A 26,404-nucleotide genomic window follows, 5' to 3' on the forward strand; every position below is an offset into this window, starting at 1 on the left:
TTTTCTCACGCTTTTGCCGGCGCGCCCTGTATTATAATGATTCGGGGCGAACGGTGGAGGTGCGAAGATTTTTTTATACGGCGCCGGCGCGCCTTGGGCGGAACATGGAATTAACGACACAGTGGTGGTTGCTGGCCATCGGTTTTACGGGCCAGGGATTTTTTTTCATGCGTTTTTTCTGGCAATGGATCGTCTCCGAGCGGGAGAAGAAAAGCGTCATTCCCATAAGTTTCTGGTACTTCAGTTTGCTGGGCAGTTTTTTTCTGCTGACCTATGCCATCCTGCGCAAGGATATCGTTTTCATTGTCGGCCAGTCGACGGGTTCCATCATTTATACCCGGAACCTCTATCTGATCCATCGCGAGCGCAAGCGGCTCCAGAGCAACGGATAGAGCGGGAGCAGGGCCCCGGCTACGGCCAGCCCCGTGGCCCAGCCCGCCAGAACGTCCATGGGGAAATGTTTCCCAAGGTAGATCCGCGAATAGCCGATGACCAGCGGAAGAGCCCATATTGCCTTCTTGCGGAAAGCGGCGAAAAGGACGAGAGCAGCCGCTGCGGAGTTGGCTGCGTGGGCGGAAGGAAAGGACGATCCACTTTGCTTGGTGGTCGTGAAATCCTGCGGCAGGGTCGCCCATGATCCCGAATCCTGGTAGCGGGTTTCGCCGATGCTCTTGTAGGGTCGAGCGCGGCCGACGCTGTCCTTGATCAGGGAGCAGGTCAGGTCGGAGACGCCGATGCTTGCGGCCAGGGCCAGCACGACGACCATGGACACGCGTCCCTGTCTGAGGCCGAAGGCGACCATGGTGATGGCCAGGACCCACAGGAAGGCAGAGCTTGAGAACAGGGGCATGAGATAATCGAAGGGCGGGTTTTGCCAGCTCTGATTGATCCACCGAAACAGGGTTATTTCCCAGTCAGGGGTATGAAAAAACATGTACTCCTCCTTGGTCTGGCCAGTTTGGTGGATGCGGGCGGAATTGTCCAGCGGGCAAGAGCGCAATGCATCTTGACGCGCTAAGTATTTGCGGCTACATTCCCAGTTTACTTTTTTTGAAGGAGAAATGAAATGAGCAAGAGAACATATCAACCGAGCACCACCAAGCGTAAGAGAAGTCACGGGTTTCTGGTTCGTTCACGGACCAAGAGCGGCCAGGCCGTGCTGCGCCGCAGAAGAGCAAAGGGAAGAAAAAGATTAGCCGTCTAGCCTACCCTCCCTCGTATCGACTGAAGAGACGGCCCCAGTTTTGTAGCTGTTATGACCGGGGCCGTCGTTTTTTTTCAAAGAGTTTCACCCTCTTTGTGCTCGAGCGGGAAGATGCCGGGGAGTCCTGGCGTCTTGGGCTTACGGTGAGCAGAAAAATTGGCAAGTCCGTGCGGCGCAATCGGGTCAAGCGTTTGGTCCGGGAGTACTTCCGGCTTCACCGGCATGATTTTCACCTGCGCGCGGACATTGTCGTGGTGCCCAAGCGGGGCGTTTGCGTGGATTCCATGGACCTTGCGCAGGTGTCCTCGGAACTTGGTCCACTGATGACAAAAATCGTGTCTCGGGTTGGAGCGGCCTAGGTCTTTCCGGAGTTTTCATGCGCCAAGCCTTCGTATACATCCTTTCCCTGTATCAGTATCTGATATCCCCGCTCTATTCTCCCTGTTGCCGTTTCACTCCTTCGTGTTCCGAATATGCCCGGCAGGCCATCTTGTCTCATGGAATTTTTCGGGGGATGGGCCTTGTCATCTGGCGGTTGTTACGTTGTCATCCCCTGTGTGCCGGTGGTTACGATCCGGTTCCCTCCCCTAACTTGTCAAAGAGAGATTGAAATCAATGGATAGCAATAAACGCGTCATCCTCGCTGTTTCCCTGTCGCTACTGGTGCTTCTGGGCTGGAATTACATATTCCCTCCGGCGCCTCCCCTGGAAACGGCCACACAGAATCTTTCCGCACCCAATCAGACCGAGGCGCCCGCTCCCCAGGACGCGGCGCAGGTGATGCCTTCCTCGCCAACCGTGCAGTTCACTCCCGCCGCGGGGGAAAAACTTTCCATTGAAACGCCCCTGTATCGCGCCGTGATCAACACCTCCGGCGGTGTGCTGGAGAGTTTCGAGCTCAAGGAATACAAGGAAACCATCGATCCGGACGCCAAAAACATCGATCTGGTCACGGCGCAGTCCGTGACCAAGGCGCCCATGGGTCTGATCTGGAATTCCATGCCGACCTGGGCCCAGGGCGAATGGACTGTGCAGGGCGGCGATCTGGATCTTTCCGACGGTCAGAGCGGCACCATTCAGTTGAGCGGCGTCGTAGGCGGCGTGCAGATGGACCGGGTGCTGACTTTCACCGGCGGCACCTACGAGGTCAAGGAAGAGGTCAAGATCACCAATGTCACTGCGGCGCAGATTCAGGGACATCTGGCCTTTTCCGTGTCCAGCGTTCCGCTCACGGCCGAGGGCGACAACTACAATCATACCAAGATCGCCTATATGACCGCTGGAAGTCTGACCGAGGAAGACAGCCAGAAGGATCTTCAGATCGGCGTTGAATCTCCCACTCCGGCCCAGTGGGGCGGCATCGAGAGCAACTACTTTCTGCTGGGTATCGTGCCAACCTCTTCGGACATGTTCGCCCGCGCCAAGCTTGAGGACAATGTCTACCGCATGACCGTCGCCGATCAGGTCCTGCTTGATCCAGGCATCACGCAGCTGCGCACCGTGTCCTACTATTTCGGGCCCAAGACGGAAAAGAACCTCTCCATCATGCCCAAGGACCTCAAAGGCAGCATGCACTACGGGTTTTTCGACATCATCGCCAAGCCGCTCAATCAGTTCCTGAATTTCCTGTACGGCTATGTCGGTAACTACGGCATAGCGATCATCATTTTGACCGTCATCATCAAGCTCCTCTTCTGGCCCTTGTCGCACAAGAGCTACAAGTCCATGGAGCAGATGAAGAAGTTGCAGCCCATGATGGCCAAGATTCGTGAAAAGTACGCCGATGACCGCGAAAAGATGAACTCCGAGATCATGCAGCTCTACAAGACCTACAAGGTCAACCCGGCCGGCGGTTGCGTGCCCATGCTGCTGCAGATTCCCGTGTTCTTCGCCTTGTACCAGGCCCTCCTCGGCGCCATCGAGCTCAGGCATGCGGCGTTCATTCCGACCCTGCCCTTCACGGACTTCGTCTGGCTGGCCGACCTCTCGGCCAAGGACCCCTACTACATCACGCCGCTGGTCATGGGCGCGACCATGTTCCTGCAGCAGCGTCTGTCTCCGCCCATGGGCGACCCGATGCAGGCCAAGATCATGATGTTCATGCCTGTCATATTCACCTTCCTTTTCCTGAACTTTCCTTCCGGTCTGGTCGTGTACTGGTTGATCAACAACCTGCTGTCCATCGCCCAGCAGTCGTACATGATCAAAAAATCGAAGTAGCATTGAGGTCATGCCCAGCGGCGTCCGTTCATGGACGCCGCCGGACATGATGTGATGCGTTTTTTGATTTTTTCAGGAACGTGAAGGAGAGCTGGATGAATACATACAAGGATTTTCAGGCCAAGACCGTGGACCAGGCCATCGATGACGCATGCCGCTTTTTTGCAGTTGAGCGCGACGCATTGGAAATTGAAATCGTCAGCGGCGGGTCATCCGGAATATTCGGTCTTGGCGCCAAAAAGGCGACCATCCGGGCTAAAAGGCGTCGCCTGAATCCGGCCGTGGAAGAGCCTTCCGTGACCGCTGTGCCCGAAACGGTGCGTGCCGTGCCTACGGCCGTTCCGGCTTTGCCCGAGGAAGAGGGCCTGGCCGACGATGCCGCCCTTGAGCCGGATGCAGCCATCGATTTCGACGAGGAAGACGAGCCTCGCCCCGTCACGACGCTTTCCCCCGAGGAGATGGTCCGGCTGGAAGCGGATATCCGCACGATCATGACCGCCCTCATAACGCCCATCGCGGTCAACGTGACCCTGACGGTCGACGTGGCGTCAAGTCCGATCACCGTGCATATCGAGGACGGGGACAACTCGGGCCTGATCATCGGTCGTGACGGGCAGACCATCACCGCGCTCCAGTATCTGGCCAACCGTATCGTCTCCAAATCCTGGCCCCAGAGTCCGCGCATCCAGCTGGATGCGGGCGATTATCGCCAGAAGCAGGAGGAGCAGCTCCTCGGCATTGCCCAGTTCCTCTCGGAAAAGGCGAAGAAATCCGGGCGGGTGCAGAGCACAAGGCCGCTGTCTTCCTTTCATCGCCGGGTCGTGCACATGGCCCTGCAGGACGATCGCGGCGTGCAGACACGCAGCAAGGGCGAAGGGCACATGAAGCGGGTTCTCATCCTGCCGGTCAAGCGCGGTAAACCCGGCGGCCGGCCACCCAGACGTCAGGAAGCCGCCCAGGCTCGTCAATCCTAAACTTCGCGGGCCCTAGGCCCGCTTTTTTTTCATCATGAATACAAACTCCGACACCATCGTGGCCATCGCCACTCCCCCCGGCCAGGGCGCCATCGGCATTGTCCGCCTGAGCGGCCCGGCCGCCGGGGAAATCGCGCGTGGTCTTTTTCATTCCTCTCGTCCAGGCTTCACGGCCTTTAAACCCTATCATCTGCATCACGGGCAACTGCGAGACCCTGAAGGAAATTTTCTGGATGAGGTGCTGGCGGCTTTCATGCCCGGTCCGGGTTCCTTCACTGGAGAGGACGTCGTTGAATTGCAGTGCCATGGCGGCGGCGCGGTTTTGCGCCGGGTGGTGGAGGAATGTCTGGAGCATGGCGCGCGGCTGGCGGCTCCGGGCGAGTTTTCCAAGCGGGCTTTTCTCAATTCGCGCATGGATCTGACCCAGGCCGAGGCCATCATGGAGCTGGTCGGCGCGCCCACGGCCGTCGCCGTTGGGCTGGCCGGGAGCAAGCTTGAGGGTTTGCTGGCGCGTCGCATCGGCGAGCTTCGGGCCGGTCTTGAGTCCTTGCGCGTGCAGCTCTGCGTGGCTGTGGATTTTCCCGAGGACGAGGTCGAGTGTCTGGCCCCCGAGGATCTGGCGCGGGGCGTTGCCGAGGTCTGCGAGGCCATGACCGAGCTGGCCGACAATTACGATCGCGGGCGCTGCTGGCGCGACGGGGCTTTGGTGGTTTTGGCGGGGCAGGTAAACGCTGGCAAATCAAGCCTCATGAACGCGATCCTGGGCATCAATCGGGCCATAGTGACTGACATCCCGGGCACGACGCGGGACTATCTGGAGGAATCCGTGCAGATCGACGGTCTGCCAGTGCGGCTGGTGGACACGGCGGGTCTGCGAGCATCCCTCGACAGCGTGGAGCTTTTGGGCATCGAGCGCAGCCGCGAACTTCTCGGCCGGGCCGATCTGGTCCTGCTGGTCATCGATTCCGAACTCGGGCCTGGAGCCGAGGATCTGGACCTGGCCCTGAATACGGACAATCTGCTCGTTGTGGCCAACAAGATGGATCTTGTGGGCGGCGAGCCTGCTTGGCTTGACGAGAGTCCATGGAGTGAACGGGAGCTGTGTCCGCTATCCGCCAAGCATGGCCATGGCGTGTCTGATCTGCTGGCGGCCATCCGTCGGATCGTGGCCGCCACGGGCGCTCCCGAATCCGGAGCGCTGGTGCCCAACCTGCGCCAGCACACGGCCCTGGTCCGCGCCAGCGAAGAGCTTGCGCAAATGCTGGACGAACTCGCGGGCGGACTGCCCTACGACATTCTCTCCGTCCGCCTGGACACGGCCTGCGTTCTTCTGGCGGAAATCACAGGTGAGATATCCTCCCAGGAGGTGCTGAGCGCCGTGTTCGACGGATTTTGCATCGGGAAGTGACTTCAGGGCAACGTGAAGTTGATCTCCACCCGTTCCAGGCTCACTGCCTCAAGAATTACGTTCAGGGTCTGGCCCATGGCGAAGGTTTTTCCGGTGCGCTGGCCGAGCAGATCCTGGCGTTCCGGGTCAAATACGTAAAAGTCGTCCAGGGTGGCGAGCCGCACCAGTCCGTCCACGGGCATGTCCAGAAGTTCCACCCAGAAGCCGAAGTCGGCCACCCCTGAAACTACCCCGCGCATCTCCTCTCCAATCCGATCCTCAAGGGCCAGAATGGCCGATCTCTTCTGAATCTCCCGTTCCGCCTCCATGGCTTTGCGTTCCAGGGCGTTCAATCCTTCGCAGATGCCCTGTACGTCTCCCACGCTCATTTTTTCCGCTTCATTCGCCAGCAGCCTTTTGAGTGACCTGTGCACCAGAAGATCCGCATAACGGCGGATGGGTGAGGTGAAGTGGCAGTACGCGACCGAGGCCAGTCCGTAATGACCGTCGTTGTCCGGTGAATATTGCGCCTGCATCATGGTGCGCAGGATGAGGCGGTTGACCAGATATTCGATGTCCGTGCCCTTGGCCGCATGTGATATCTGCTGCAGGCCCATCTGATCCATTTCCTTGGGCAGGCGGTCCACCAGGCTGGTGTGCGAGAGCATGCGCAGCAGGGTCTCCAGCTTTTTTTCGTCGGGCTGGGGATGGATGCGGTACGGGAAGACGCGCTGGCGCTCGCCCATGTATTCGGCCACGCGTTCATTGGCCGCGATCATGAACTCCTCGATGAGGCGGTGGCTGAAGAGACGGGTCCCGGCGTGGACGCTGATGATGTCCTCGATCACGCGGACCTGGGCCTCGGGGATGTCGAAATCCAGGCAGCCGCGATCCATGCGGCGCTTCATGAAAATCCTGGCCAGTTCCTCGGCGTCGCGCAGCATGGGCAGAAGCGGGGCCGTGTCCTGGTCCGGCGAGCCGTCCAGGGCGCTTTGCACCTGATTGTAGGTCAGACGGGCCTGACTCATGATCACAGCGTTGTAGAGCCGCGGCGCGCCGGGTTCGCCATCAAGCGAGTAGGGCGTGTCCACGACCATGGCCAGTCGCGGAACCATCGGCCGCAGGCTGCACAGTCCGTTCGACAGGGCCTCGGGAAACATGGGCTCCACCGAGAGTGGGAAATAATAGGAATTGCCCCGGGTCAGCGCCTCGACGTCCAGTGGGGAGCCTTCGGGAACGTAATGAGCCACGTCGGCAATGGCCACGACCAGGCGGTATCCGTTCTCCTGTCGTTCGACGTAGACCGCGTCGTCGAAATCCTTGGCCGTCTCGCCGTCGATGGTCACCAATGCGAGGCGGCGCAGGTCATTTCGGCCTGCCCAGTCCTCGGGGGAGGGGACGTCCGGCAGGGCTTCGGCCTGCCGCAGCGTAGGAACCGGAAAGACTTCGGGAATGGAATAGCCGGTCTTGACGAGCAGTTCCTGGGTGGCCAGATCCCGCTCTTCTCCCAGACGGCGTAGGGCGGTGCAGCGCCAAAGTCCCTTTTCTTGCTCCTCCACCGGCGCGACGCTCAGGATGTCGCCTTTTTCGGGGCTTGGAATGCCGCTGGTATCGACCACGGTGTAGAAGGGCATGCGCGAGTCCGTGGGATGGCAGAAATAGCTGTCCTGATGGATGCGCCGGCTGACCCGGACCAGGAGTTCACGCGTGGCCCGGTCCAGAACCTCGACGACGCGTCCTTCCGGGGAGTCCTTCTTGCGCGAGCTGTCGATGACGGCGACGACCTTGTCGCCGGGCCAGGCTCCACCGAAGTTGCTGGGGTGGATGAAGAGATCCTTTTGCTTTTTGTCTTCGGAAATGAGGTAGCCCACTCCCGAGCGGCGCACGTCGAGGATGCCGGTCATGCGCGGCAGGTTGTCCAGGAGCCCGTAGCTCTTGCCCATCTGCACGATTTCGCCGCTCTCGACCATCTGGGCCAGCGTTGATTTGATGACCTTCTTGAGGGAGGCGTCGGCGTCGAACAGATCGTAGATGTTCTTGCTGCGCAGGGGCGCACCGGCCTGGTGCAGGGCGGTAAGAAGGTTTTTCTTGGAAAATTTGGTTTGTTTAGCTTGCTTTTTCGGGGGCATGTAAAGTCCATGGTAGGTTGTGAAAACGATCGCCGAGCCAGTCGCGAAACGACAGGGGGCCGGCGGTTGAAAAGGATGTCGTTAGCTGTGGAGTCCACAGCCGTTCATCGGCAAAGGGCGCCAGTTTGACGGCGTCTTTTGGCGTGCAGACGATGTGCGCGCAGTTGTTGCGTTCGGCGGCCGCGACAATGGCCTGCCAGTCGGAGATGCCGAAGGGGTGATGATCGGGATAGATCAGATGACGGACCGGCTTTTCTCCGAGATCGGTCTTGCAGGTCTGACACACTTTGTCCGGATTGGCGATGGCCGTGACGAGCAGAAAGCGCTGGCCGTCCAGCGTGTCTTGGGTTTCGCCGGTCAAGGCGTTGGCCACGCCTCGGGCCGTGACCCGAAAAAAGAAGATGGGCTTGCCCAGGATCGCCAGCTTAATGTGGGCGATGGTTTCAAGGCAGCCGTCATCGTCGAACATGGTGTTGATCAGAAACGCATCGGCCCTGGCCAGGGCGGAGGTGTCCTCGCGCCATGATCCGGCGGGGATGACCCGGTTCCATTCTTCGTCCAGGTCGCGCGGACACAGGAGGCACAGGTTCAGATCGCGCTGGATGCGCAGGTGCTGGTATCCGTCGTCGAGGACAAAGAGATCGGCCATTTTTCTGGCCGCGATCTTGCCCGCCCGGACGCGGTTGGGATCGACCAGGATTTGGGCCTGAGGGTGCGTGCGTTTGAGCAGCAGCGGTTCGTCACCCGCCTCGTGAGGCGGACTCAAAAGTTGGACCGCATAGGGCAGGTGCGGCGGTTTGCCGCCATAGCCGCGAGTCAGCACCGTGGGGCGAAGCCCTTCGTCGCGGGCCCAGTCCAGCAGCCAGGATACGACCGGGGTCTTGCCCGTGCCGCCCCAGGAGATGTTGCCTACACTGATGCAGGGGGCCGGAGGCCGCCAGGACACGCGCTTGCCCGAAGCATAGAGCCTGGCGCGCAGGCGCATAAGCCGGGCGTAGGCCTTGCTTAGGGGGCCCAGTATGTGGGGAAACTGGCTTTGCAGACGAGATATGCGGTCAGGAGTCATGATATGGGCGCCGAAAAAGGGAAAGGGCGGCTAGCAGCCGCCCCTGGATTAGTTTCGGGAAGATCCGAAGAATCGCAGCAAAAAGAGAAACAGGTTGATAAAGTCCAGATAAAGGGTCAGCGCGCCGAGAATTGTGCCGCGACGGACGGCCACTGTATCGTCCATGGGCGCGGACTCACCCATGACTTTAAGCTTCTGGGTGTCGTAGGCGGTGAGACCGGTGAAGATGAGCACGCCGATGCCGCTGATGACGAAATCAAGGGCGGAGCTGGCCATGAAGATGTTCACGATGGAGGCGATGATGATGCCGATGAGTCCCATGAACAAGAAGCTGCCCCAGCCGGTCAGGTCCTTCTTTGTGGTAGCGCCGTAAACGCTCATGGCCGCGAACATGCCGGTGCAGACGATGAAGGCCTTGAAGATGGAGGCCGCCGTGTAGACCATGAGGATGGACGACAGCGTGGCACCGGTCAAGGCGCTGTACAGAAGAAAAAGTCCCGTGGCGGTGCCGGCGGACATGCGATGCACGCCTCCGGATATGGCCAGAACCAGGCCGAACTGGGCGATGATCATGCCCCAGAAAATTATGGGATTGGCAAAGATGACCTGGGCAATAGCGGGCGTGTTGGCCACGGTATAGGCAACCACGGCGGTCAGCCCCAGCCCAAGGCTCATCCAGTTGTAGACCCCGCGCAGAAAAAGGTTGGTCGCCTGCACATCGGTGCGGGTCTGGGAAACAGTCTGGAAGTTCATTGTTCCTCCTCAATATTGTTATTTTTGTTCAGAATGAATTCCGGCAGTCCTTGCACGTATCCAGAGCATCCATCGTTATACTCCGGCCTGCATGGATTGACGCCAGAAATCAGCCCCTTTGATTTAGGTCATCTGGGGCGCAAGTCAAGGATTGGCGCTCTTAGGCTCAAAAATGGGCTCGAACTGACAAATTTTGTCAGCCATGCCTTGAATTCGCATCAGTTTGCCTGTTCCAGCCACCAAGAAAACACACAGATATCCCTCCGCAACAAAAAAATCCCCCCGCCACACCCCGGTCGAACTTTTGATCGTTGTGGCGATCATCGGTATCTTGGCCGCGATTGCGATTCCGCAGTTTACGAAGTATAAGAAAAATGCTGCTGCTTGCAATTCAGATATTCGAAACTGTATATCTGAGGCCGCTGCTAGATTTGCCAATTCTACAAGCGATAATAGTACGAATTGTGTAAGCGAGATGCCCGGCAGTAAAGTCGGGTCAGGGAATACTGTCTACTGTCTAAGAAAAGGGGGCAAGTCTTCTTTTGACTTTTATCAATCATCTTGACGATATTCTCAATTCTTTCAGCCACTTTTTTATCTGTATCAACCTTCCTCTTCACTCGCGCAATGGCGCTGGCGACGGTGCTGTACTTCTCGATTTTGAAGTGCTCCCCGATTTGTTTCAGGCTGTCTCCTTTGAGGATTCTGGAGAGATATATGGAGATGTCACGGGGATCGTTAGTGATTCCTCGCACTGACGAGGTCAGGACGTTTTCGGTGACGCCATGGACTTCGCAGACGGCCTTTTTGATCGCCTCTATGGTGACCGGCGCAAGTTGCCTTGATTCCGGGACTTCGGGGCTGAGCTTGGCTTCAAAAAAACGGTCTTTGATGGTCTGGACGAAGTCCGAATTCCCCAGAATCGCGGGCAATTTCTTGAGGGAGAAAATCCTTTCGATCTCCTCGTCTTCGTCCCGGGCCATGAAGCGACGGTATTCGGCGCGCGCCTTGGTCGGATCGTCGGAGAATTGCGAAAGCAGCGTCTCGGTATGCAGCCATTTCCATGCGTCCCCGCGTCGTAGATAGCCGAGGTGGCTGCTCCAGGGATATTCCGACAGTGACTTGGTCAACCCGGCCTTCAAAGGATTGTGGTGGATGTACCGGATCAAGCCTTGAAGATATTCGTCTTCGCCGACCAGGATGGCCTTGTATCTGCCTTTGAAAAGCTGCCCGTCCAGACCGTAACGCCGATTGAACCACTGCGTGTATACGCCGCCAAGATGCCGCATGGCGCGCGCCAAGTTGCCCTCGGAAGACTGGACCAGAATATGGTAGTGGTTGGACATCAGGCAATAAGCTGCGACGTTCACCCGGAACATCTCCGACGTGCTTTTGAGCAGGTCGGTGAATGCCTTGTAGTCCTGGGCGTCGCGGAAAATGTTCTCCCGCTGCCGTCCCCGGTTCATGACATGGTGCCATGCGCCATTAAAATCGATTCTGAGTGGTCGTGCCATGTGAGGAGAGTGCCAGCTTGGGATGGTTTAGTCAAAAGAAGACTTGACCCCTTATGTATGTAGACCCCTTATGTATTTCGTGTATGCGCCGCCAAGATGCCGCATGGCACGCGCCAAGTTGCCCTCGGAAGACTGGACTAGAATATGATAGTGGTTGGACATCAGGCAATAAGCTGCGACGTTCACCCGGAACATCTCCGACGTGCTTTTGAGCAGGTCGGTGAATGCCTTGTAGTCCTGGGCGTCGCGGAAAATGTTCTCCCGCTGCCGTCCCCGGTTCATGACATGGTGCCATGCGCCATTAAAATCGATTCTGAGTGGTCGTGCCATGTGAGGAGAGTGCCAGCTTGGGATGGTTTAGTCAAAAGAAGACTTGACCCCTTATGTATTTTCTTATGTATTTTTTGCGGTCACGTATTGTCATGACATTGTCAGGACGTTATAGAGAGGATAATTAAGGAGGGATTATGGCAACTACGACATTGTCCAAAACCGAAAGGATCGATGTGCGGGCCAGTATTTCTGTGAAGCAGCTGCTGCAGGAAGCCGCCCACGCCAGCCATAAAAGTGTCAGCGAATTTTTGTTGGACGCTGGTGTCAATGCGGCAAACCAAGCCCTTTCCGATCGTCGCCATTTCGTGCTTGATGAGGTCCAGTGGGAAGCCTTCGAACAGGCCCTCGACAGACCGGTTCAGGCCAAGGCTCGACTTCGCAGTCTCATTACCGACGCCGGAGTGCTCGACTGATGTTCGAACCAGTGCGCAAGCTCCAATCTAGTGACGACCTCGACGGGTTCGACTGTGGTCAGCCTGCGCTGAATCAGTTTCTGCAACGGTTTGCGCTAATAAATCAGAAGGCCAGCTGTACCCAGACTTACGTGAGCACTGTCCAGGGGCGCGTGGCCGGTTTCTATTCCCTTGCAGTTGGGAGCGTGTCACCTGCGGATGCTCCGGGCCGGGTTGCCAAAGGGCTGGCCCGACACCCCGTGCCGGGCATGATTCTGGCCAGGCTGGCGGTGGATGTGGAGTATCAGCGCAAAGGCCTGGGACGGGCGCTTCTCAAAAATGCATTGCTGCGAACGCTGCAGGCTGCGGACATCGCGGGGATCAGGGCGGTTCTTGTGCATGCCAAGGACGAACAGGCCCGGGAATGGTATGCTGCCTGGGATTTTGAACCGAGCATGACGGACCCGTATCATCTTTTTTTACTTCTGAAAGATCTTAAGTCCGCCCTTGATCGATAATCTTGCTCCGGGCATGATGCACCGCATCATCCCCTCCAAGGAGCGCCCGTGAAATCACCCGACTATATCGACTTTAAGGCCATTACGGCCCTTTTCCAACTCGCCCACGCCGAATCCCGAAATTTTCTCTACGAATACGAAGTCTATTCCCTTCTCTCCAAATCCGGCGCCGAGACTCCTCCTCGGGCGCATTTGCTTGTTCGCGGGGCGCGGGTTTCGGATGAGGAGTTGATGGCCATTCCCGGGGACAAGGCGGTGCTCAAGATCGTTTCCCCGACCATCGTGCACAAGACCGAGGTCGGCGGGGTGCGGATTGTGGGTAAGACGGCGCAGGGTGTTCGTTCGGCCCAGCGGCGCATGCTTTATGAGGTGCCCGAGAACTATGCGGCCTGGATCGAGCGCAACCCTGATGCCGCGCCGCCTTCCTATCGGGGACTTGGCGGGCAGGCTCTGGTCGCGGCCATCAGCCGGGATTTGAAGGGGGTGCTGCAGGTGCAGTTCATGCCTCCCGACTCCGACACCTTTGGTCATGAGCTCATCGTGGGCCTGCGACGCACGCGCGAGTTCGGGATGGTTTTAAGCGCCGGGCTCGGCGGGACCGACACCGAGCTTTACGCCCAGCGGTTTCGCAAGGGGCAGGCCATTGTGGCGGCGTCCACGGCCATGACCGATGGGCAGACATTTTTCGAGCTTTTCCGCCAGACCATCTCCTACAAAAAATTGGCCGGATTGACCCGGGGGCAGCGCCGCATCGTCACTGACGAGCAGCTCATCGAGTGTTTTGAAAGCTTCGTGGCCATGGCCAATTTTTATTCGCCGGACAATCCGGACGCGCCCTTCATCATCGAGGAACTGGAGGTCAATCCCTTCGCCTTCACCGATTATCTGATGGTACCCTTGGACGGCATGTGCCGCTTTTCCCTGCCCGAGTCGCAACCCGCATGTCGCCCGGTGGGCAAGATCCACAAGCTGCTGCATCCGGAGCGCATCGGTATTGTCGGGGTTTCGGCTTCGCGGCGAAATTTCGGGCGCATCATTCTGGAAAACATCCTGGCCCAGGGCTTTGCCCCGGAGAACGTGACCATTCTGCGCGAAGGTGCCCCGGATCAAAGCGGGGTGCGGTGCGTGCCTGATCTGACCGCGCTGCCGCACAAGCTCGATCTTTTGGTCGTGGCCGTCGGCGCGGCTCAGGTGCCTGATCTGGTGGAGGAAATCATCAGCAGGGACGCGGCCCACGCGGTCATGCTCATTCCCGGCGGCATGGGCGAGACCGAGGACAGCCGCGAGCGGGCTGCGCAGGTGGTGGCGCGGATCAATCAGGCCCACGGGGAGGGCGATGGCGGGCCGATTTTTTTGGGAGCAAACTGCATGGGTGTGGTCTCGCGGCCCGGGCGGTACGACACCTGGTTCATCCCCGAGGAGAAGCTGCCGCGTGATCGGGGCAAGCCCTACCGCCGCGCGGCCCTGGTCAGTCAGAGCGGAGCCTTCATGCTGCATCGCAGCAGTCAGTGCCCGGAACTGGTGCCGGCCTACATGATTTCCATGGGTAACCAGACCGACCTGACCCTTGGCGACATGGTCAGCTATTTCAAGGATTCGGATCAGGTGGATGTCATCGCGGTCTATGCCGAAGGTTTCAGCGATCTTGACGGGCTGGCTTTTTGCCGGGCCGTGCGTGAGGCGGTCATGGCAGGCAAGGAGGTGGTCTTCTACAAGGCGGGCCGTACACCCGAAGGCAAGTCCGCCACCAGTGGGCACACCGCGTCACTGGCCGGGGACTTTATGGTCTGCGAGAGCTGCGTGCGTCAGGCCGGAGCCATCGTGGCCCAGAATTTCAACCAGTTTCAGGACCTTTTTCTGCTGGCGGAAACCCTGAATAGCAAGAAGATCCGGGGCAACCGTTTGGCGGCGGTGAGCGGAGCAGGATTCGAGGCGGTGGGCATGGCGGATTCCATCCAGAGCGACGACTATTCCATGCAGCTTGCGCCATTCGCCTTGGAAAGTGTGGACAAGATCGCCGGGGTGTTGCGGGAGAAGCGGCTGGACGCGCTGGTCAGCATCGTCAATCCGCTGGACATCAACCCCGCCGCCGACGATGACGGCCACGCGCGAATCGCCGCCATCCTGGCCGCAGACCCAGGGGTGGACGCCGTGGTTCTGGGTCTGGACCCTCTTTCTCCGGCCATGCACACCCTGGCTGATACCGATGTTGCGGCCTTTGACCTGCACGCCGAAGGCAGCATTGCACGGTTGCTGCCGGAAGTGATCAGGCAGAGCGACAAGCCCATCATCGGCGTCATCGACGGCGGCCGCCTTTATGACCCATTGCGCGACGTGCTCATGGCCGCAGGCGTGCCTGTTTTTCCGGTCTGCGACCGCGCTGTGTCAGCCCTGGCCCAGTACATTCAGGCCAGATTGTACGCTGATGTGCTGCGGGGTGGTTCCTAGTCTTCCACGACAGCGCCCAGATCTACCTGAACCCCGGCCTCCCTGGCCTTTAAGACCCGGCGCACGATCTTGCCGCTGCTGGTTCGGGGCAGGGCCTCCACGAATTCCATGGAGCGGATTACGGCCACGGGCCCCACTTCCTTGCGGATATGGGTCTTGAGCATGCGGATGATCTCGTTGCGGTCGTCCAGGGCCGCGAATTCCGCCTGTAGTACGATGTAGGCCTTGGCCACCTCCCCCTTTATCTTGTCCGGGATGCCGATCACGGCCGCATCGGCCACGGCCTTGTGGGTCAGGAATGCGTTTTCGAGTTCGACGTTGCCGATGCGGTGCCCGGCTATGTTCATGACATCGTCGGAGCGGCCGTGGATCCAGATCAGGCCGTCTTCGTCGCGGGTGGCGATGTCCCCTGCCCAATACTTGCCGGGCCCCAGGGGCCAGTAGGTCGCGTCGCGGAGTTCGGGTTTGCCGAAAATATCAAGCAGCATGGACGGCCAGGGCCTCGTCACGATGAGATTGCCCGCGACTCCGGCTTCCACGGGATTGCCGTCCTCATCGACGATGTCCACCTCAATGCCGGGCATGGGGCGGTGAACGGAGCCCGGTTTCAGGACCGAGACCGGAAAGGGGCTGATCATGCATCCGCCGGTTTCGGTCTGCCACCAGGTGTCGAGAATGGGGCATTGGGAGTGGCCGATGAATTTGTAGAACCAGAGCCAGGTATCGGGCGAAATCGGTTCCCCCACGCTGGCCAGGAGGCGCAGGGTCGAGAGGTCGTGCATGCGCGGATACTGGTTGCCGTAGCGCATGAGCATGCGGATGACGGTCGGCGCCGTGTAGAGGATGGTCACGCCGTAACGGGCCACGATGTCCCACATGCGGTCGGCCTGCGGGTAGAGGGGGTGCCCTTCGTACATGACCGTGGTCGTACCGGCGATGAGCGGGCCGTAGACCACGTAGCTGTGCCCGGTGATCCAGCCCATGTCGCCGGTGCACCAGAAGATGTCCGTGGGCTTGATGTCGAAAACCCAGTCCAGCGAGCGGTGCAGGCCGACCATGTATCCGGCGTGGCCGTGCACGATGCCCTTGGGCTCGCCCGTGGTCCCGGAAGTGTGCAGGATGAAGAGCGGATCATCGGAGTTCATGATCTCGGTCGCCGCATCGGAGCGCTCCTGGCGGACCAGGGCATCGTACCAGATGTCGCGGGCCTCGCCCATGTCCACGTCCAGTTTGGCGCGGTTGACCACGACCACGGTCTCCACGCAGTCGCACCCGCCCACCAGCGCTTCGTCCACGGTGGCCTTCAGGTTGACGATGCGCCCGTTGCGGTAGAACCCGTCGGCCGTGACCACCAGCTTGGCTTCGACCTCGGTGATGCGCTGGCGCAGGGCCTTGGCGGAAAATCCGGCGAACACCGCGCAATGCACGGCCCCGATCTTGGCGCAGGCGAGCATGGCCATCATGGTCTGGGGGATGAGCGGCATGTAGAGCACCACCCGGTCGCCCTTGCCAAGGCCCAGTGAACGCATGGCGTTGGCCAGTTTGTTCACTTCGCGGTAGAGTTCATAGTAGGTGTATTTCTTGGTGTCACCTGCCTCGCCTTCCCAGATGAGCGCCAGCTTGTTCTTGTTGGCCGTGGTGATGTGGCGGTCGAGGGCGTTGTACACGATGTTGCACTGGGCGCCCTTGAACCACTGGTAGCGAGGGGCCTCGGAGTCATCCAGGACCACGTCCCATTTGTTGAACCAGTCCAGCTCCTGGGCCGCATCTTCCCAATACCCCAGGTTGTCGGCCTTGGCCGATGCCTGGGCCGTGGCAAACTCCTGCGGATTGACATTGGCCTCGATGACCAATTGAGGCAGGGGGCGGAAGACGAGTTCTTCGCCATAGGCCATGTCGGTTTCTTTCATGGCGTTCTCCTTGCGCGGCAGGCCGCGTTTCATGCCGGTGCGTCGTTCCATATTGTGTACTCGTTTTAGTATTCGGGGAAAGCCCATTCTCGGCTAATGGCCTTTTGGGGCAGGTAAGCGCCGCTAGAGCTGCAAAATTTTCTTCAGTTCACCGATGCGCCGCCTGCTGACCGGTAGTTCGATCTTCTTGCGTCCGGCCGTGCGCAGCATGAAATTGCCGCCGGGCATGGATGCGATCTCCGTGACCATGTCCAGATTGACCAGATACTTGCGGTGTACCCGGCAGAATCGATGCGGCCGCAGGCGCGCTTCCAGATTCTTGAGTCGGTAGGATGTCAGGAAGCGGTCCTGGGCCGTATGCACGAAGCTGTAGTCCTCGTAGGCCTCCACGTACACGATCTGGGTGTAGGGAATGAGGATGTGGCGACCCTCCTGATTGACCGGCAGCTTTTCGATTTCCGGAGAACGCTCCCGACTCATGTCCCACGCCTGACGCAGGGCGTTGACAAAGACCTCTTCCTCGTCGTCGCCCATGGACAATTGCACGGTTTCTTCACTTATGTGCTGACGGGCCTGCAGGGGCTGGGTCGGCGGGGATGCCTTCTTGCGTGGAAGCAGCGGGCGCAGGCGCTCGATGGAGCGCGCGAAGCGGTTCGCGTTGGCGGGCCAGAGCAGGTAGTCGGCGGCGCCGAGCTCGAAGGCGGTGAAGGCCTGATCCTCTTCCGTGGCCAGAAAAATGAGCGCGGGCGGGTCGTCGCCCTGGGCCAGATGCGCGGCCAGTTCCATGCCGCTGACTCCATGCGGGAGATCGGTGCCCATGAAAAAGACATCGTAGGGAATGAAAGCCAGCATCTCCAGGGCCTCGAACGAGGACACGGCCTCCCCGAGCACGGCAATCTCCTTGACAGGAGAGAGCATGTCTCGCAATTGAGACCTGACTTCGGGATCCGGGTGAAGAAGCAACGCTTTGAGTTTGGACATGGCGCCAGCCTGGTCGCAGGTAGTGGGAAAACGATCATATATCCTTGATTTCAAAAGTTCTCAAGCGCTGTTCCAGCCTTCGATGCCGGCCTTGGAGCGGGCTTGTTCTTGCTTGCTCCGCTATATTTCAAGTTGCTGAATATATTGCCTTTTGTTGTTTATCTTTGAATTTTGCCCCTCCTCGCGTTCATTGGACATCCCAAAGAAAATCAAATATCAATAAACGTTTTACCCGTAACGAACGCAAGTCTCTCCCCCAACACAGGACATATGGCTACACAAGAAAATATCAGAAATTTCAGTATTATAGCCCACATTGATCATGGCAAGTCCACCCTGGCCGACCGGATCATGGAAAAGACGGGGCTCATCTCCGATCGCCAGAAAAAGGACCAGTACCTGGATCGCATGGAGCTGGAACAGGAGCGCGGCATCACCATCAAGGCCCAGAGTGTGCGCATTCCGTACAAGGCGAAAGATGGTCGCAACTATATCCTCAATCTCATCGACACGCCCGGTCATGTCGACTTTTCCTATGAGGTTTCGCGCAGCCTGGCCGCGTGCGACGGGGCGCTGCTGGTGGTAGACGCCACTCAGGGCGTGGAAGCCCAGACCCTGGCCAACGTTTACATGGCCCTGGACAATGACCTCGAAGTGCTGCCGGTCCTGAACAAGATCGACCTGCCCAGCTCCGAGCCGGAACGGGTGGCGGAGGAGATCGAGGAAGTCATCGGCATCGATTGCACCGATATCATCAAGGTTTCGGCCAAGTCCGGGCTTGGCGTGGAAGATCTGCTCGAACGGCTTGTCGAACGGGTGCCGCCGCCGAAGGGCGACACCGACGCCCCGCTCAAGGCCCTGATCTTCGACTCCTGGTACGATTCGTATCAGGGCGTGGTCGTGCTTTTCAGGGTCCTGGAAGGGCGGATCAAAACCGGGCAGCGCGTACAGATGTGCGCCACGGGCAAGAAGTTCGAGGTCACCAAGCTCGGCGTTTTTTCGCCCGAGCCCACGGACATAAAACAGCTCGCGGCGGGCGAGGTCGGCTTCATGTGCGGAGCCATCAAGGAGCTTAAAGATGCCCAGGTCGGCGATACCATCACCGATCCCGACAATCCCACAGCCTCCCCTTTCCCCGGATTCAAGACCATCAAGCCCATGGTTTTCTGTGGTCTCTATCCCGTGGAACCGGCGGAATACGACACCCTGAAGTCTGCGCTGGAGAAGCTGCAACTCAACGACGCCGCCCTGTACTACGAGCCCGAGACCTCGCAGGCGCTCGGCTTCGGGTTCCGTTGCGGGTTTCTGGGGCTCCTGCACATGGAGGTCATCCAGGAACGGCTTGAGCGCGAGTTTCAGGCCAAGCTCATTGCGACGGCTCCTTCGGTCATCTACCGAGTGACCCGTATTGACGGCGTGACCTTTGACATCGACAATCCGAGCAACCTGCCGCCGCAGGAAAAGATCCAGTCCATCGCCGAGCCCTTCGTCCGCATGGAGATTCACGTCCCGAACGACTATGTCGGCAACGTGCTGGGCCTTTGCGAGGAGAAGCGCGGCATCCAGAAGGACATGCGCTACATGACGTCCACCCGCGTGGTCATCAGTTACGAGCTGCCCTTCTCGGAGATCGTCTACGACTTCTTCGACCGCCTCAAGTCGGTGACCAAGGGCTTCGCTTCCCTGGACTACGAGGTCATCGACTACCGGGTGGCCGATCTGGTCAAGCTGGATGTGCTCATCAACAGCGAACCCGTGGACGCCATGGCCGTCATCGTGCACCGCTCCAACGCGGCGTACCGGGGCCGCGCCCTTGCACTGAAGCTCAAGCGGGTCATCCACCGCCAGCTGTTCGAGATCATCATCCAGGCGGCCGTGGGCAGCAAGATCATCGCGCGTGAGCGGGTTTCGCCCATGCGCAAGAACGTCACGGCCAAATGTTACGGCGGTGACATTACCAGAAAGCGCAAGCTCCTGGAAAAACAGAAAGAAGGCAAAAAGCGCATGAAGCGCATGGGCAGCGTGGAGATTCCGCAGGAAGCATTCCTGGCTGCCCTCCAGTCGGACGAATAGATTCTTACTTTCGATAACAACTGCATCGGCAGATTACGTATCAGGCAGGTAAAGACATGAACCCTCGTTGGCAGACAATGCTCAAGGAATACGCCGAAGCCCTCATCGTGGCGCTCATCTTGGCGTTTTTCATTCGTTCTTTCGTGGTCCAGGCATTCAAGATTCCGTCCGGATCCATGCTCCAGACCTTGCAGATCGGCGACCATCTGCTGGTCACCAAGTTTGCATACGGCGTAAAGATTCCCTTCACCAACACCATGATCATCGAGCGTGAAGGGCCCGATCATGGCGACATCATCGTGTTCGAATTTCCCGAGGATCCGTCCAAGGACTTCATCAAGCGGGTTATCGGCCTGCCGGGCGACGTCATCGAGGTTCGGGAAAAGAAGGTCTTTCGCAACGGCGTGGAACTTCAGGAGTCCTACATTCAGCATGTCGACACCTCGACGTCCGTGCCCCGGCGGGACAATTTCGGACCGGTCATGGTGCCGGAAAACAAGTACTTCGTCCTGGGTGACAATCGCGACGAATCCTACGACTCGCGTTTCTGGGGCTTTGTCGAGCGCAACACCATCGAAGGCAAGGCGCTCATCCTGTACTGGTCCTGGGCCAGCCTGACCGACATCCGCTGGGAACGCATCGGGCAGCTGGTGGAATAGGCATGATCGCCAAGGTCTCCACCGCCGCCTTGCTGGGAATCGACGGATTCTCCATCGAGCTTGAGGTGGACCTGGCGCGTTCGGGCATGCCCGCCTTCATCATGGTCGGGCTGGCCGAGGGCGCGGTGCGCGAGGCCAAGGAGCGCGTTTTTTCGGCGCTCAAGAATTCGGGCTTCAAGCTGCCGCCTAGCCGCATCACGGTGAACATCGCCCCGGCTGACATCCGCAAGGAGGGCTCGGGCTACGACCTCCCCCTGGCCCTTGGCCTTTTGGCCGGGGCCGAAGTCATCCCCGGGGAAAAGCTCTCCGGCCTCTATCTGGCCGGGGAGCTTTCACTTTCCGGGGAACTCAAACCCGTGCCGGGCGCCTTGCCTCTGGCACTCCGGGCCCGCGAAGCCGGTGCCCGGGGCATGATCGTGCCCGAGGCCAATGGCAGGGAGGCGGCCGTGGTGCAGGGCTTGCCGGTGTACGGATGCAGAAGTCTGGCCCAGGTTGTGCGTTTCGTGCTCGGCGAAGAGGATATCGCACCCCTGGTCTGCGACGTTGCCGGTCTGTGGGGTGAGCAGGAACAGTTCCGGCGGGACTTCTCGGAGGTCAAGGGCCAGGAGCGGGCCAAGCGGGCCATAGAGATCGCCTGTGCAGGCTCGCACAACATGCTTTTCATCGGTCCTCCGGGTAGCGGCAAGACCATGCTCTCAAGCCGCATCCCGACTGTCCTGCCGCCGCTCGGTTTCGACGAGGCCCTGGAAGTCACCAAGGTCTATTCCGTGGCCGGGAAGCTGCCGCCGGATCAGCCGTTGGTGGTGACCCGCCCTTTCAGATCTCCGCATCACACCATTTCCGACGCCGGCCTCATCGGCGGCGGGCAATATCCGCGTCCCGGAGAGCTATCCCTGGCCCACCGGGGCGTGCTTTTTCTGGACGAACTCCCCGAATTCAAGAAGCATGTCCTTGAAGTCCTGCGCCAGCCCCTGGAAGAGGGCCGCGTGACCATCTCACGCGCCGCCGTCTCGCTTGAATACCCCGGCGACGTCATGCTCGTGGCGGCCATGAACCCTTGCCCGTGCGGCTATCTGGGCGATGAGAAGCATCACTGCTCCTGCACGCCCATACAGATCCAGCGCTACCGTTCCCGTCTCTCGGGTCCGCTCTTGGATCGCATCGATCTGCACGTCGAGGTCCCGGCCGTTCCATACCGTGACCTGAAGCAGGAGCAGGGCAGCATCAGCTCCGCTGTCATGCAGGAGCGCATCAACGCCGCCCGCAAGGTCCAGCGGGAACGTTACGAGGGTTTGCACTTCTCCTCGAATTCAGAGCTTACGGGCAAATGGTTGGAGCGGTTTTGCCCTCTGACCGAGAGCGAGCATGTCTTTCTGGAAGGCGCGGTGCAGCGCCTGGGCATGTCGGCACGGGCCTTTGTGCGCGTGCTGCGCATTTCCCGCACCATCGCCGATCTGGCCGGAGACCGGGATCTTTCGACCATACATCTGGCCGAAGCCATCAATTACAGGGGTTTGGACCGTCAGAGCCGGGAATGAGGCGTTGGCCTGGCCGGGCGGGTTGTCAGCGTGCGGGCCATTGGTGTAGGCTTTGCGCATGAATTCTACTGAAGGAGTCGAACATGAGCTCTGTTTTTGACGATCGTGCCTATCGCGGCACCCTGACCCGCCGGGACTTCATCAGGCTTTCCGCCCTGGCCGCCGTGTCCACGGCCGTGGCGGGCTGCGCGGCCAATCCCGTGACCGGCCAAAGCCAGTTCATGCTCATGGGGGAAGGCGAGGAAGTCCAGATCGACAGGGTCAACGCGCCTCATCAGTTTTCAGCCGACTACGGCGTGAGCCAGGACGCGGCCCTGAGCGGCTACGTCAGCGGCGTGGGCGCCCGTCTGGCCAGGGTCACGCATCGCTCGCACATGCCTTACAAGTTCAATGTAGTGAACGCGACCTACGTGAACGCCTACGCCTTTCCCGGAGGGAGCATTGCCATTACGCGCGGCATCCTGGCCGAGCTGGACAGCGAGGCGGAACTGGCCGGCCTGATCGGTCATGAGCTGGGGCACGTCAACGCCAGGCACACGGCGGCGCGCATGTCCAAGAGCAAGATTCTTGGAGCGCTGGTCGGCGGCGCCTCGCTCATCGCGGGTTCGGCCAGTCAGAGTCTTGGCAACCTGGCCGGGACCGTGGGCGGCCTCGGCGCAAGTCTTTTCCTGGCCAAGTACAGCCGCGAGGATGAGCGCCAGGCCGATGATCTGGGCATGGAGTACATGGTCGGGGCCGGATACTCCCCCCAAGGCATGGTCGGGCTCATGGATGTGTTGCGTTCCATGGGCAGGAGCCAGCCCAGCGCCATCGAAGCCATGTTCTCCTCGCACCCCATGAGCACCGAGCGCTACGACACCGCCGTGGCCCGTTCGCGCACCCGTTTCGGGAGCAGCCAGAACCTTCCGGTTTACAGGGAACGCTATATGGATTCCACGGCCCGGCTGCGCAAGCTCGCACCCATGTTCAAGCGTTTTCAGGAAGGGGACAAGGCCATGGGCGCCAAGGAATACGCGGTCGCTCAAGGCCTGTACGCCGAAGGTCTCAAGTTTTCTCCAGACGACTATGCAGGGCTGGTCATGATGTCCAAGTGCCTGATTGCCCAAAAAAAGGGGAAAGCGGCGGCGGATTACGCGGCCAGGGCGAGACGGGTCTATCCCACCGAAGCCCAGGCCCATCACATGCACGGCGTGGCCTCCATCCTGAACAAGGATTACGCAAGCGCCCTGACGGATTTTTCATCCTATGAGCGGGTTCTGCCCGGCAACCCGACGACGATCTTCATGAAGGGTTTTTCCAATGAGGGCATGAAAAACAAACAAGATGCGGCCCGGGAATACCACCGCTACCTCAAGGTCGTGACCCAGGGCGAAATGGCCCAGCACGCTTATTCCAGGCTCAAGACCTGGGGATATCTGTAAACCTGAAGGCTGACTGCACAGGAGGCCACTTGGGAACGGGTGGCCTCTTTGTTTGAGGAATGTATGAAAACGAAGATGTTGGTTTTGACGCTTCTGATTGCGAGCTTTTTATGTTCAGGCACCCTCGGTCGGGCCGAGGGGGAGCCGCCTGTTTCCGAAAGCGTGACGGTGCTCTCCTCCTTTTTTCAAACCAAGGCCAAAGAGATAGATGGTCTGCAACGGGAAGTGGATCAGTTGCAGCAGGAACTGGACAGGCAGGAGGCGGGATTCAAGACAGCCCTTGAAACCGCCCGCGCGCGCTTGCAGACCATTGAAGTCATGGCGCGCATGGTCAAGACGAATCCATACGACATGCGCGTGACCCTGGCCGAGGCCACGTATCTGCAATTGACCCTGGCCAAGGAGTCGCAGCCGCTTGAGGCTTTGGTCAAGGAGGTTCAGACCAAGGCGATCACTGTCGACACCCTGCAGGAGGATCTGGATCGCAAATGGGCGACCGGCCTCGACAAGGCCGTGCGCGATGATGTGCAGGCCATGCGCCGGAATGTCACCGCCGTGGATCGAAAAGTGACGGATTTGCAGGACCGGCTGGAAAAATTGCAGGCCCAGATGGCTGAAATTCAGGCCCGCGCCGATGAGTGGGTAAGCAACTTTCAGAACCAGCTTCCTCTCATCTGGAAGGCGGAATTTCTGGATGCCAAGGAATTCAGTCTGTTACCGGCAACAGGTGCCGACGTCCGCAAGGATCTCGAGGACTGGTTTTCAAATCTCAAGATTTTGTTCGTCAGCCAGTATTCCATCGTGTCGCAGGAGCGAGGGGATTGGATCGGAATGCTCGTGCTGTTTTGGCTGCCCTTCGTATTTGTCGGTTTTGCCGCTTACAGATTTCTGGAACGGGTGTTTCAGAATGCCTACGCCGGCGGACGTTTGACTTCAGCTTTCGGCATTCTCTGCCTGTCTCTGGCACTTTCGCTGCTTGCGGCGTTTCTGGCCGGGCAGGTCAAGCAGACATCCCTGCTTCTGGCCGCCACGCATGTGCTCATGCTGATGGGCGTGCAGGCCTTGGCCTGGGTTTTTCGCAACGTGCGCGGGAGGTTGGAGAAGAAGAGCCTGCAACCGCTACTGCCACTGGTCTTTCTGTCCATCAGCGTGGCGGTGCTGGATCTGTTGCGCCTGCCGCAATGGATGGAGCATCTCACCTGGGTGGGCCTTGTGGTTTTGAGCAGTCTTTTCTTTGGCATGATTCAGCCCGCGCTGCGCTACGAGCGTCTCATCCGCAGGGTGCATCCCTACGCAATGGCGATTCTGGTGGCCATGGCCGTGCTCGGCTGGGGCAATCTGGCCGTGCTGGCCAGCACGCTGTGGGGTGTCCTGGCCCTGGCCGTCCAACTGGGGATCGGGGCGTCGAGCGTGGTGCGGGTGGTATTCGAAAACCTCGACAAGAGCGGCTTTAAGGCCCTGGTGGCGGATTTGGCCGTGACCTTCCTGACGCTGCTGGTCTGGCTGGTCGTGGTGCTCGGTATCATGGCCTGGATCTCGATCAATCTTGGCACCAACGTTGTTTATGAAAAACTGTCGACACTGGAATTGAACTGGGGGGATTTCTCCTTCAATTTCCTGCGTCTTGGCGTTGTTCTCCTGCTTTTTCAGGTTGTCCGCTCCCTGGCCCTGGCCTGGAAAACGGTCCTGGACAGCGAGAATCTGCGCTGGAAAAACATCGATCACGGCGCGGCGGCGTCGCTCCAGCGCATCGGCATCTATTGCCTGTGGTTGCTTTTCGGTCTGGTCAGCGTGAACCTGCTCGGCATCAGCCTGACCAACTTCGCGGTCATCGCCGGTGGTCTTTCGGTGGGTATCGGTTTTGGCATGCAGACCATCATCAGCAACTTCATCAGCGGTCTCATTCTTCTCTTTGACCGCGCCATTCAGCCCGGCGACATCATCGAGGTCAACGGGATCTGGGCCAAGGTCATGAGCGTCAACATCCGCAACACCGAGGTCCAGACCTTCGAAAACGCCAAGATCTTTCTGCCCAATTCCACCCTCATCGCCAACCAGGTCACCAACTGGACGCATCGCAACGATGTGAAAATCAGGCGGGATGTGCTTGTGGGCGTGGCCTACGGATCTGATGTGCAGCTGGTCAAGAAGATCCTGGTGGAAACCGCCGGAGAACACCCTGCAGTCCTGGCGAGCCCCGAGCCATGGGTCATTTTCAACGACTTCGGGGCCAGTTCCCTGGATTTCATCCTGCGCTTCTGGGTGCGACACGTTGATTTTGGGCTTTCCGCATGCTCGGAGATTCGTGAGACTATCGAAGCCAAGTTTCGTGAACACAGAGTGGAGATTCCCTTCCCGCAGATGGATGTGCACATGCGTCCCGGTGACGGGACCATCGAGGTCAAATCCAAGGCTTGAGTTCCTGACAACCCAAAATCAAGGGCCGTTCTTCCTGCGAAGAGCGGCCTTTTTTCATGTCCTTTTTCCGGCATGTGACGGTGGCTGTTCATAAATGCGTATGAGTGTGAAAGAACAAGTTCTGAACATCGCCTCGCAATGAGCAACAGTTTTTGAACACGATACGAACAGGCCTGATGACAGGAAAAAGGCTAGTCTAAAGCAGCTTGTAGGTATGTTTCTAATTAAGCTAACATTCTGAAATTAGAAAAGAAGTTAAGGTCAATGCTCGGTTTTTTCGTCCGCCGGATCTGCGTAGGTGTTCATAAGAGGAGCCAACTACCTGTGTTCCCAGAGATTTCAGAGTTATAAACAGCGAGGGAACAGCTTGCTGCACAATGTGGATCCGGGTGAGGTTTCTCGTTGGGCTTGTTGTTTGCAATGTTTGTAATATGTTTAATAGCTTGAAATAATGAGGTTAAATATG

General features: G+C 59.0%; 23 protein-coding genes. 15 read left to right on the top strand and 8 right to left on the bottom strand.

The features are described from left to right. Positions 1 to 104: 104 nt before the first annotated feature. Positions 105 to 392, top strand: coding sequence for a lipid-A-disaccharide synthase N-terminal domain-containing protein (locus BMZ40_RS00495; protein ID WP_092190224.1), 288 nt, complete (start codon positions 105 to 107; stop codon positions 390 to 392). Here the strand turns inward: BMZ40_RS00495 and BMZ40_RS00500 are convergent. Then, on the bottom strand, positions 347 to 934 hold the full coding sequence (locus BMZ40_RS00500) for a phosphatase PAP2 family protein (RefSeq protein ID WP_092372196.1): 588 nt from the start codon (positions 932 to 934) through the stop codon (positions 347 to 349). The two genes, BMZ40_RS00495 and BMZ40_RS00500, sit on opposite strands and share 46 nt — an antisense overlap. Positions 935 to 1,066: 132 nt before the next feature. On the opposite strand from BMZ40_RS00500, the gene rpmH reads away from it, so the two are divergent. The 6 genes from rpmH (at position 1,067) to mnmE (ending at position 5,806) form a co-directional block, all read left to right on the top strand. After that, the gene (rpmH, locus tag BMZ40_RS00505; RefSeq protein WP_092372197.1) at positions 1,067 to 1,204 is read left to right on the top strand and encodes a 50S ribosomal protein L34; all 138 of its coding nucleotides are present in this window, start codon (positions 1,067 to 1,069) and stop codon (positions 1,202 to 1,204) included. After that, positions 1,192 to 1,563 carry a ribonuclease P protein component gene (rnpA, locus tag BMZ40_RS00510; RefSeq protein WP_092189910.1) on the top strand — a complete coding sequence of 124 codons (372 nt, stop codon included), beginning with the start codon at positions 1,192 to 1,194 and terminating at the stop codon, positions 1,561 to 1,563. Before rpmH ends, rnpA begins: the two co-directional genes overlap by 13 nt. 17 nt (positions 1,564 to 1,580) lie before the next feature. After that, complete coding sequence (gene yidD / locus BMZ40_RS00515) at positions 1,581 to 1,814, top strand: membrane protein insertion efficiency factor YidD (protein WP_092372198.1); 234 nt, start codon at positions 1,581 to 1,583, stop codon at positions 1,812 to 1,814. Positions 1,815 to 1,819: 5 nt separating this feature from the next. After that, on the top strand, positions 1,820 to 3,424 hold the full coding sequence (yidC, locus tag BMZ40_RS00520; protein WP_092372199.1) for a membrane protein insertase YidC: 1,605 nt from the start codon (positions 1,820 to 1,822) through the stop codon (positions 3,422 to 3,424). Positions 3,425 to 3,519: 95 nt separating this feature from the next. Beyond that, a complete protein-coding gene (gene jag / locus BMZ40_RS00525) occupies positions 3,520 to 4,398 on the top strand; it encodes an RNA-binding cell elongation regulator Jag/EloR (protein ID WP_092372200.1) in 879 nt (292 codons plus the stop codon). A 34-nt stretch (positions 4,399 to 4,432) separates the two neighbouring features. Beyond that, a complete protein-coding gene (mnmE, locus tag BMZ40_RS00530) occupies positions 4,433 to 5,806 on the top strand; it encodes a tRNA uridine-5-carboxymethylaminomethyl(34) synthesis GTPase MnmE (protein ID WP_092372201.1) in 1,374 nt (457 codons plus the stop codon). A 2-nt stretch (positions 5,807 to 5,808) separates the two neighbouring features. Here the strand turns inward: mnmE and rnr are convergent, their stop codons facing one another. The 5 genes from rnr to BMZ40_RS00560 all read right to left on the bottom strand — a co-directional run bounded on the left by rnr (position 5,809) and on the right by BMZ40_RS00560 (position 11,577). Continuing rightward, the gene (gene rnr, locus BMZ40_RS00535) at positions 5,809 to 7,914 is read right to left on the bottom strand and encodes a ribonuclease R (protein WP_092372202.1); all 2,106 of its coding nucleotides are present in this window, start codon (positions 7,912 to 7,914) and stop codon (positions 5,809 to 5,811) included. Further along, entirely contained in the window at positions 7,892 to 8,980 is a 1,089-nt protein-coding gene (gene lpxK, locus BMZ40_RS00540; RefSeq protein ID WP_092372203.1) for a tetraacyldisaccharide 4'-kinase, read from the bottom strand. Before lpxK ends, rnr begins: the two co-directional genes overlap by 23 nt. Positions 8,981 to 9,028: 48 nt before the next feature. After that, positions 9,029 to 9,733, bottom strand: coding sequence for a Bax inhibitor-1/YccA family protein (locus BMZ40_RS00545; protein ID WP_092372204.1), 705 nt, complete (start codon positions 9,731 to 9,733; stop codon positions 9,029 to 9,031). 440 nt (positions 9,734 to 10,173) lie between these two features. Then, positions 10,174 to 11,247, bottom strand: coding sequence for a transposase (locus tag BMZ40_RS00555; RefSeq protein WP_245750988.1), 1,074 nt, complete (start codon positions 11,245 to 11,247; stop codon positions 10,174 to 10,176). Between the two features lie 51 nt (positions 11,248 to 11,298). Then, entirely contained in the window at positions 11,299 to 11,577 is a 279-nt protein-coding gene (locus tag BMZ40_RS00560) for a transposase (protein ID WP_092372205.1), read from the bottom strand. A gap of 137 nt (positions 11,578 to 11,714) precedes the next feature. Between BMZ40_RS00560 and BMZ40_RS00565 the strand changes: the two genes are divergently transcribed. Genes BMZ40_RS00565 through BMZ40_RS00575 form a run of 3 tightly spaced genes read left to right on the top strand, consistent with a single transcriptional unit; the run spans position 11,715 to position 14,938 of the window. Continuing rightward, on the top strand, positions 11,715 to 11,993 hold the full coding sequence (locus tag BMZ40_RS00565; protein WP_092372206.1) for a type II toxin-antitoxin system TacA family antitoxin: 279 nt from the start codon (positions 11,715 to 11,717) through the stop codon (positions 11,991 to 11,993). Then, a complete protein-coding gene (locus tag BMZ40_RS00570; RefSeq protein WP_092372207.1) occupies positions 11,993 to 12,490 on the top strand; it encodes a GNAT family N-acetyltransferase in 498 nt (165 codons plus the stop codon). Before BMZ40_RS00565 ends, BMZ40_RS00570 begins: the two co-directional genes overlap by 1 nt. Before the next feature lie 48 nt (positions 12,491 to 12,538). After that, complete coding sequence (locus BMZ40_RS00575) at positions 12,539 to 14,938, top strand: acetate--CoA ligase family protein (protein WP_092372208.1); 2,400 nt, start codon at positions 12,539 to 12,541, stop codon at positions 14,936 to 14,938. On the opposite strand, the gene acs is transcribed toward BMZ40_RS00575, so the two are convergent. Next, positions 14,935 to 16,881 carry an acetate--CoA ligase gene (gene acs, locus BMZ40_RS00580; protein WP_092372471.1) on the bottom strand — a complete coding sequence of 649 codons (1,947 nt, stop codon included), beginning with the start codon at positions 16,879 to 16,881 and terminating at the stop codon, positions 14,935 to 14,937. The genes BMZ40_RS00575 and acs overlap by 4 nt on opposite strands. Positions 16,882 to 16,971: 90 nt before the next feature. Continuing rightward, entirely contained in the window at positions 16,972 to 17,829 is an 858-nt protein-coding gene (locus BMZ40_RS00585; protein ID WP_092189930.1) for a LytR/AlgR family response regulator transcription factor, read from the bottom strand. 270 nt (positions 17,830 to 18,099) lie between these two features. On the opposite strand from BMZ40_RS00585, the gene lepA reads away from it, so the two are divergent. The 5 genes from lepA (at position 18,100) to BMZ40_RS00610 (ending at position 25,938) form a co-directional block, all read left to right on the top strand. Continuing rightward, positions 18,100 to 19,902 (top strand): translation elongation factor 4, encoded by a 1,803-nt coding sequence (lepA, locus tag BMZ40_RS00590; protein ID WP_092372209.1) that lies wholly within the window; start codon positions 18,100 to 18,102, stop codon positions 19,900 to 19,902. Positions 19,903 to 19,958: 56 nt separating this feature from the next. Continuing rightward, positions 19,959 to 20,561 (top strand): signal peptidase I, encoded by a 603-nt coding sequence (gene lepB, locus BMZ40_RS00595; protein WP_092372210.1) that lies wholly within the window; start codon positions 19,959 to 19,961, stop codon positions 20,559 to 20,561. Between the two features lie 2 nt (positions 20,562 to 20,563). Beyond that, positions 20,564 to 22,099, top strand: a complete 1,536-nt coding sequence (locus BMZ40_RS00600) for a YifB family Mg chelatase-like AAA ATPase (protein WP_092372211.1) — start codon at positions 20,564 to 20,566, stop codon at positions 22,097 to 22,099. 83 nt (positions 22,100 to 22,182) lie between these two features. Continuing rightward, positions 22,183 to 23,520, top strand: a complete 1,338-nt coding sequence (locus tag BMZ40_RS00605; protein WP_092372212.1) for a M48 family metalloprotease — start codon at positions 22,183 to 22,185, stop codon at positions 23,518 to 23,520. Between the two features lie 63 nt (positions 23,521 to 23,583). Then, positions 23,584 to 25,938, top strand: a complete 2,355-nt coding sequence (locus tag BMZ40_RS00610; protein ID WP_092372213.1) for a mechanosensitive ion channel domain-containing protein — start codon at positions 23,584 to 23,586, stop codon at positions 25,936 to 25,938. The last annotated feature ends 466 nt before the right edge of the window (positions 25,939 to 26,404 follow it).

Source organism: Desulfomicrobium apsheronum (assembly GCF_900114115.1).
Classification (GTDB): Bacteria; Desulfobacterota; Desulfovibrionia; order Desulfovibrionales; family Desulfomicrobiaceae; genus Desulfomicrobium; species Desulfomicrobium apsheronum.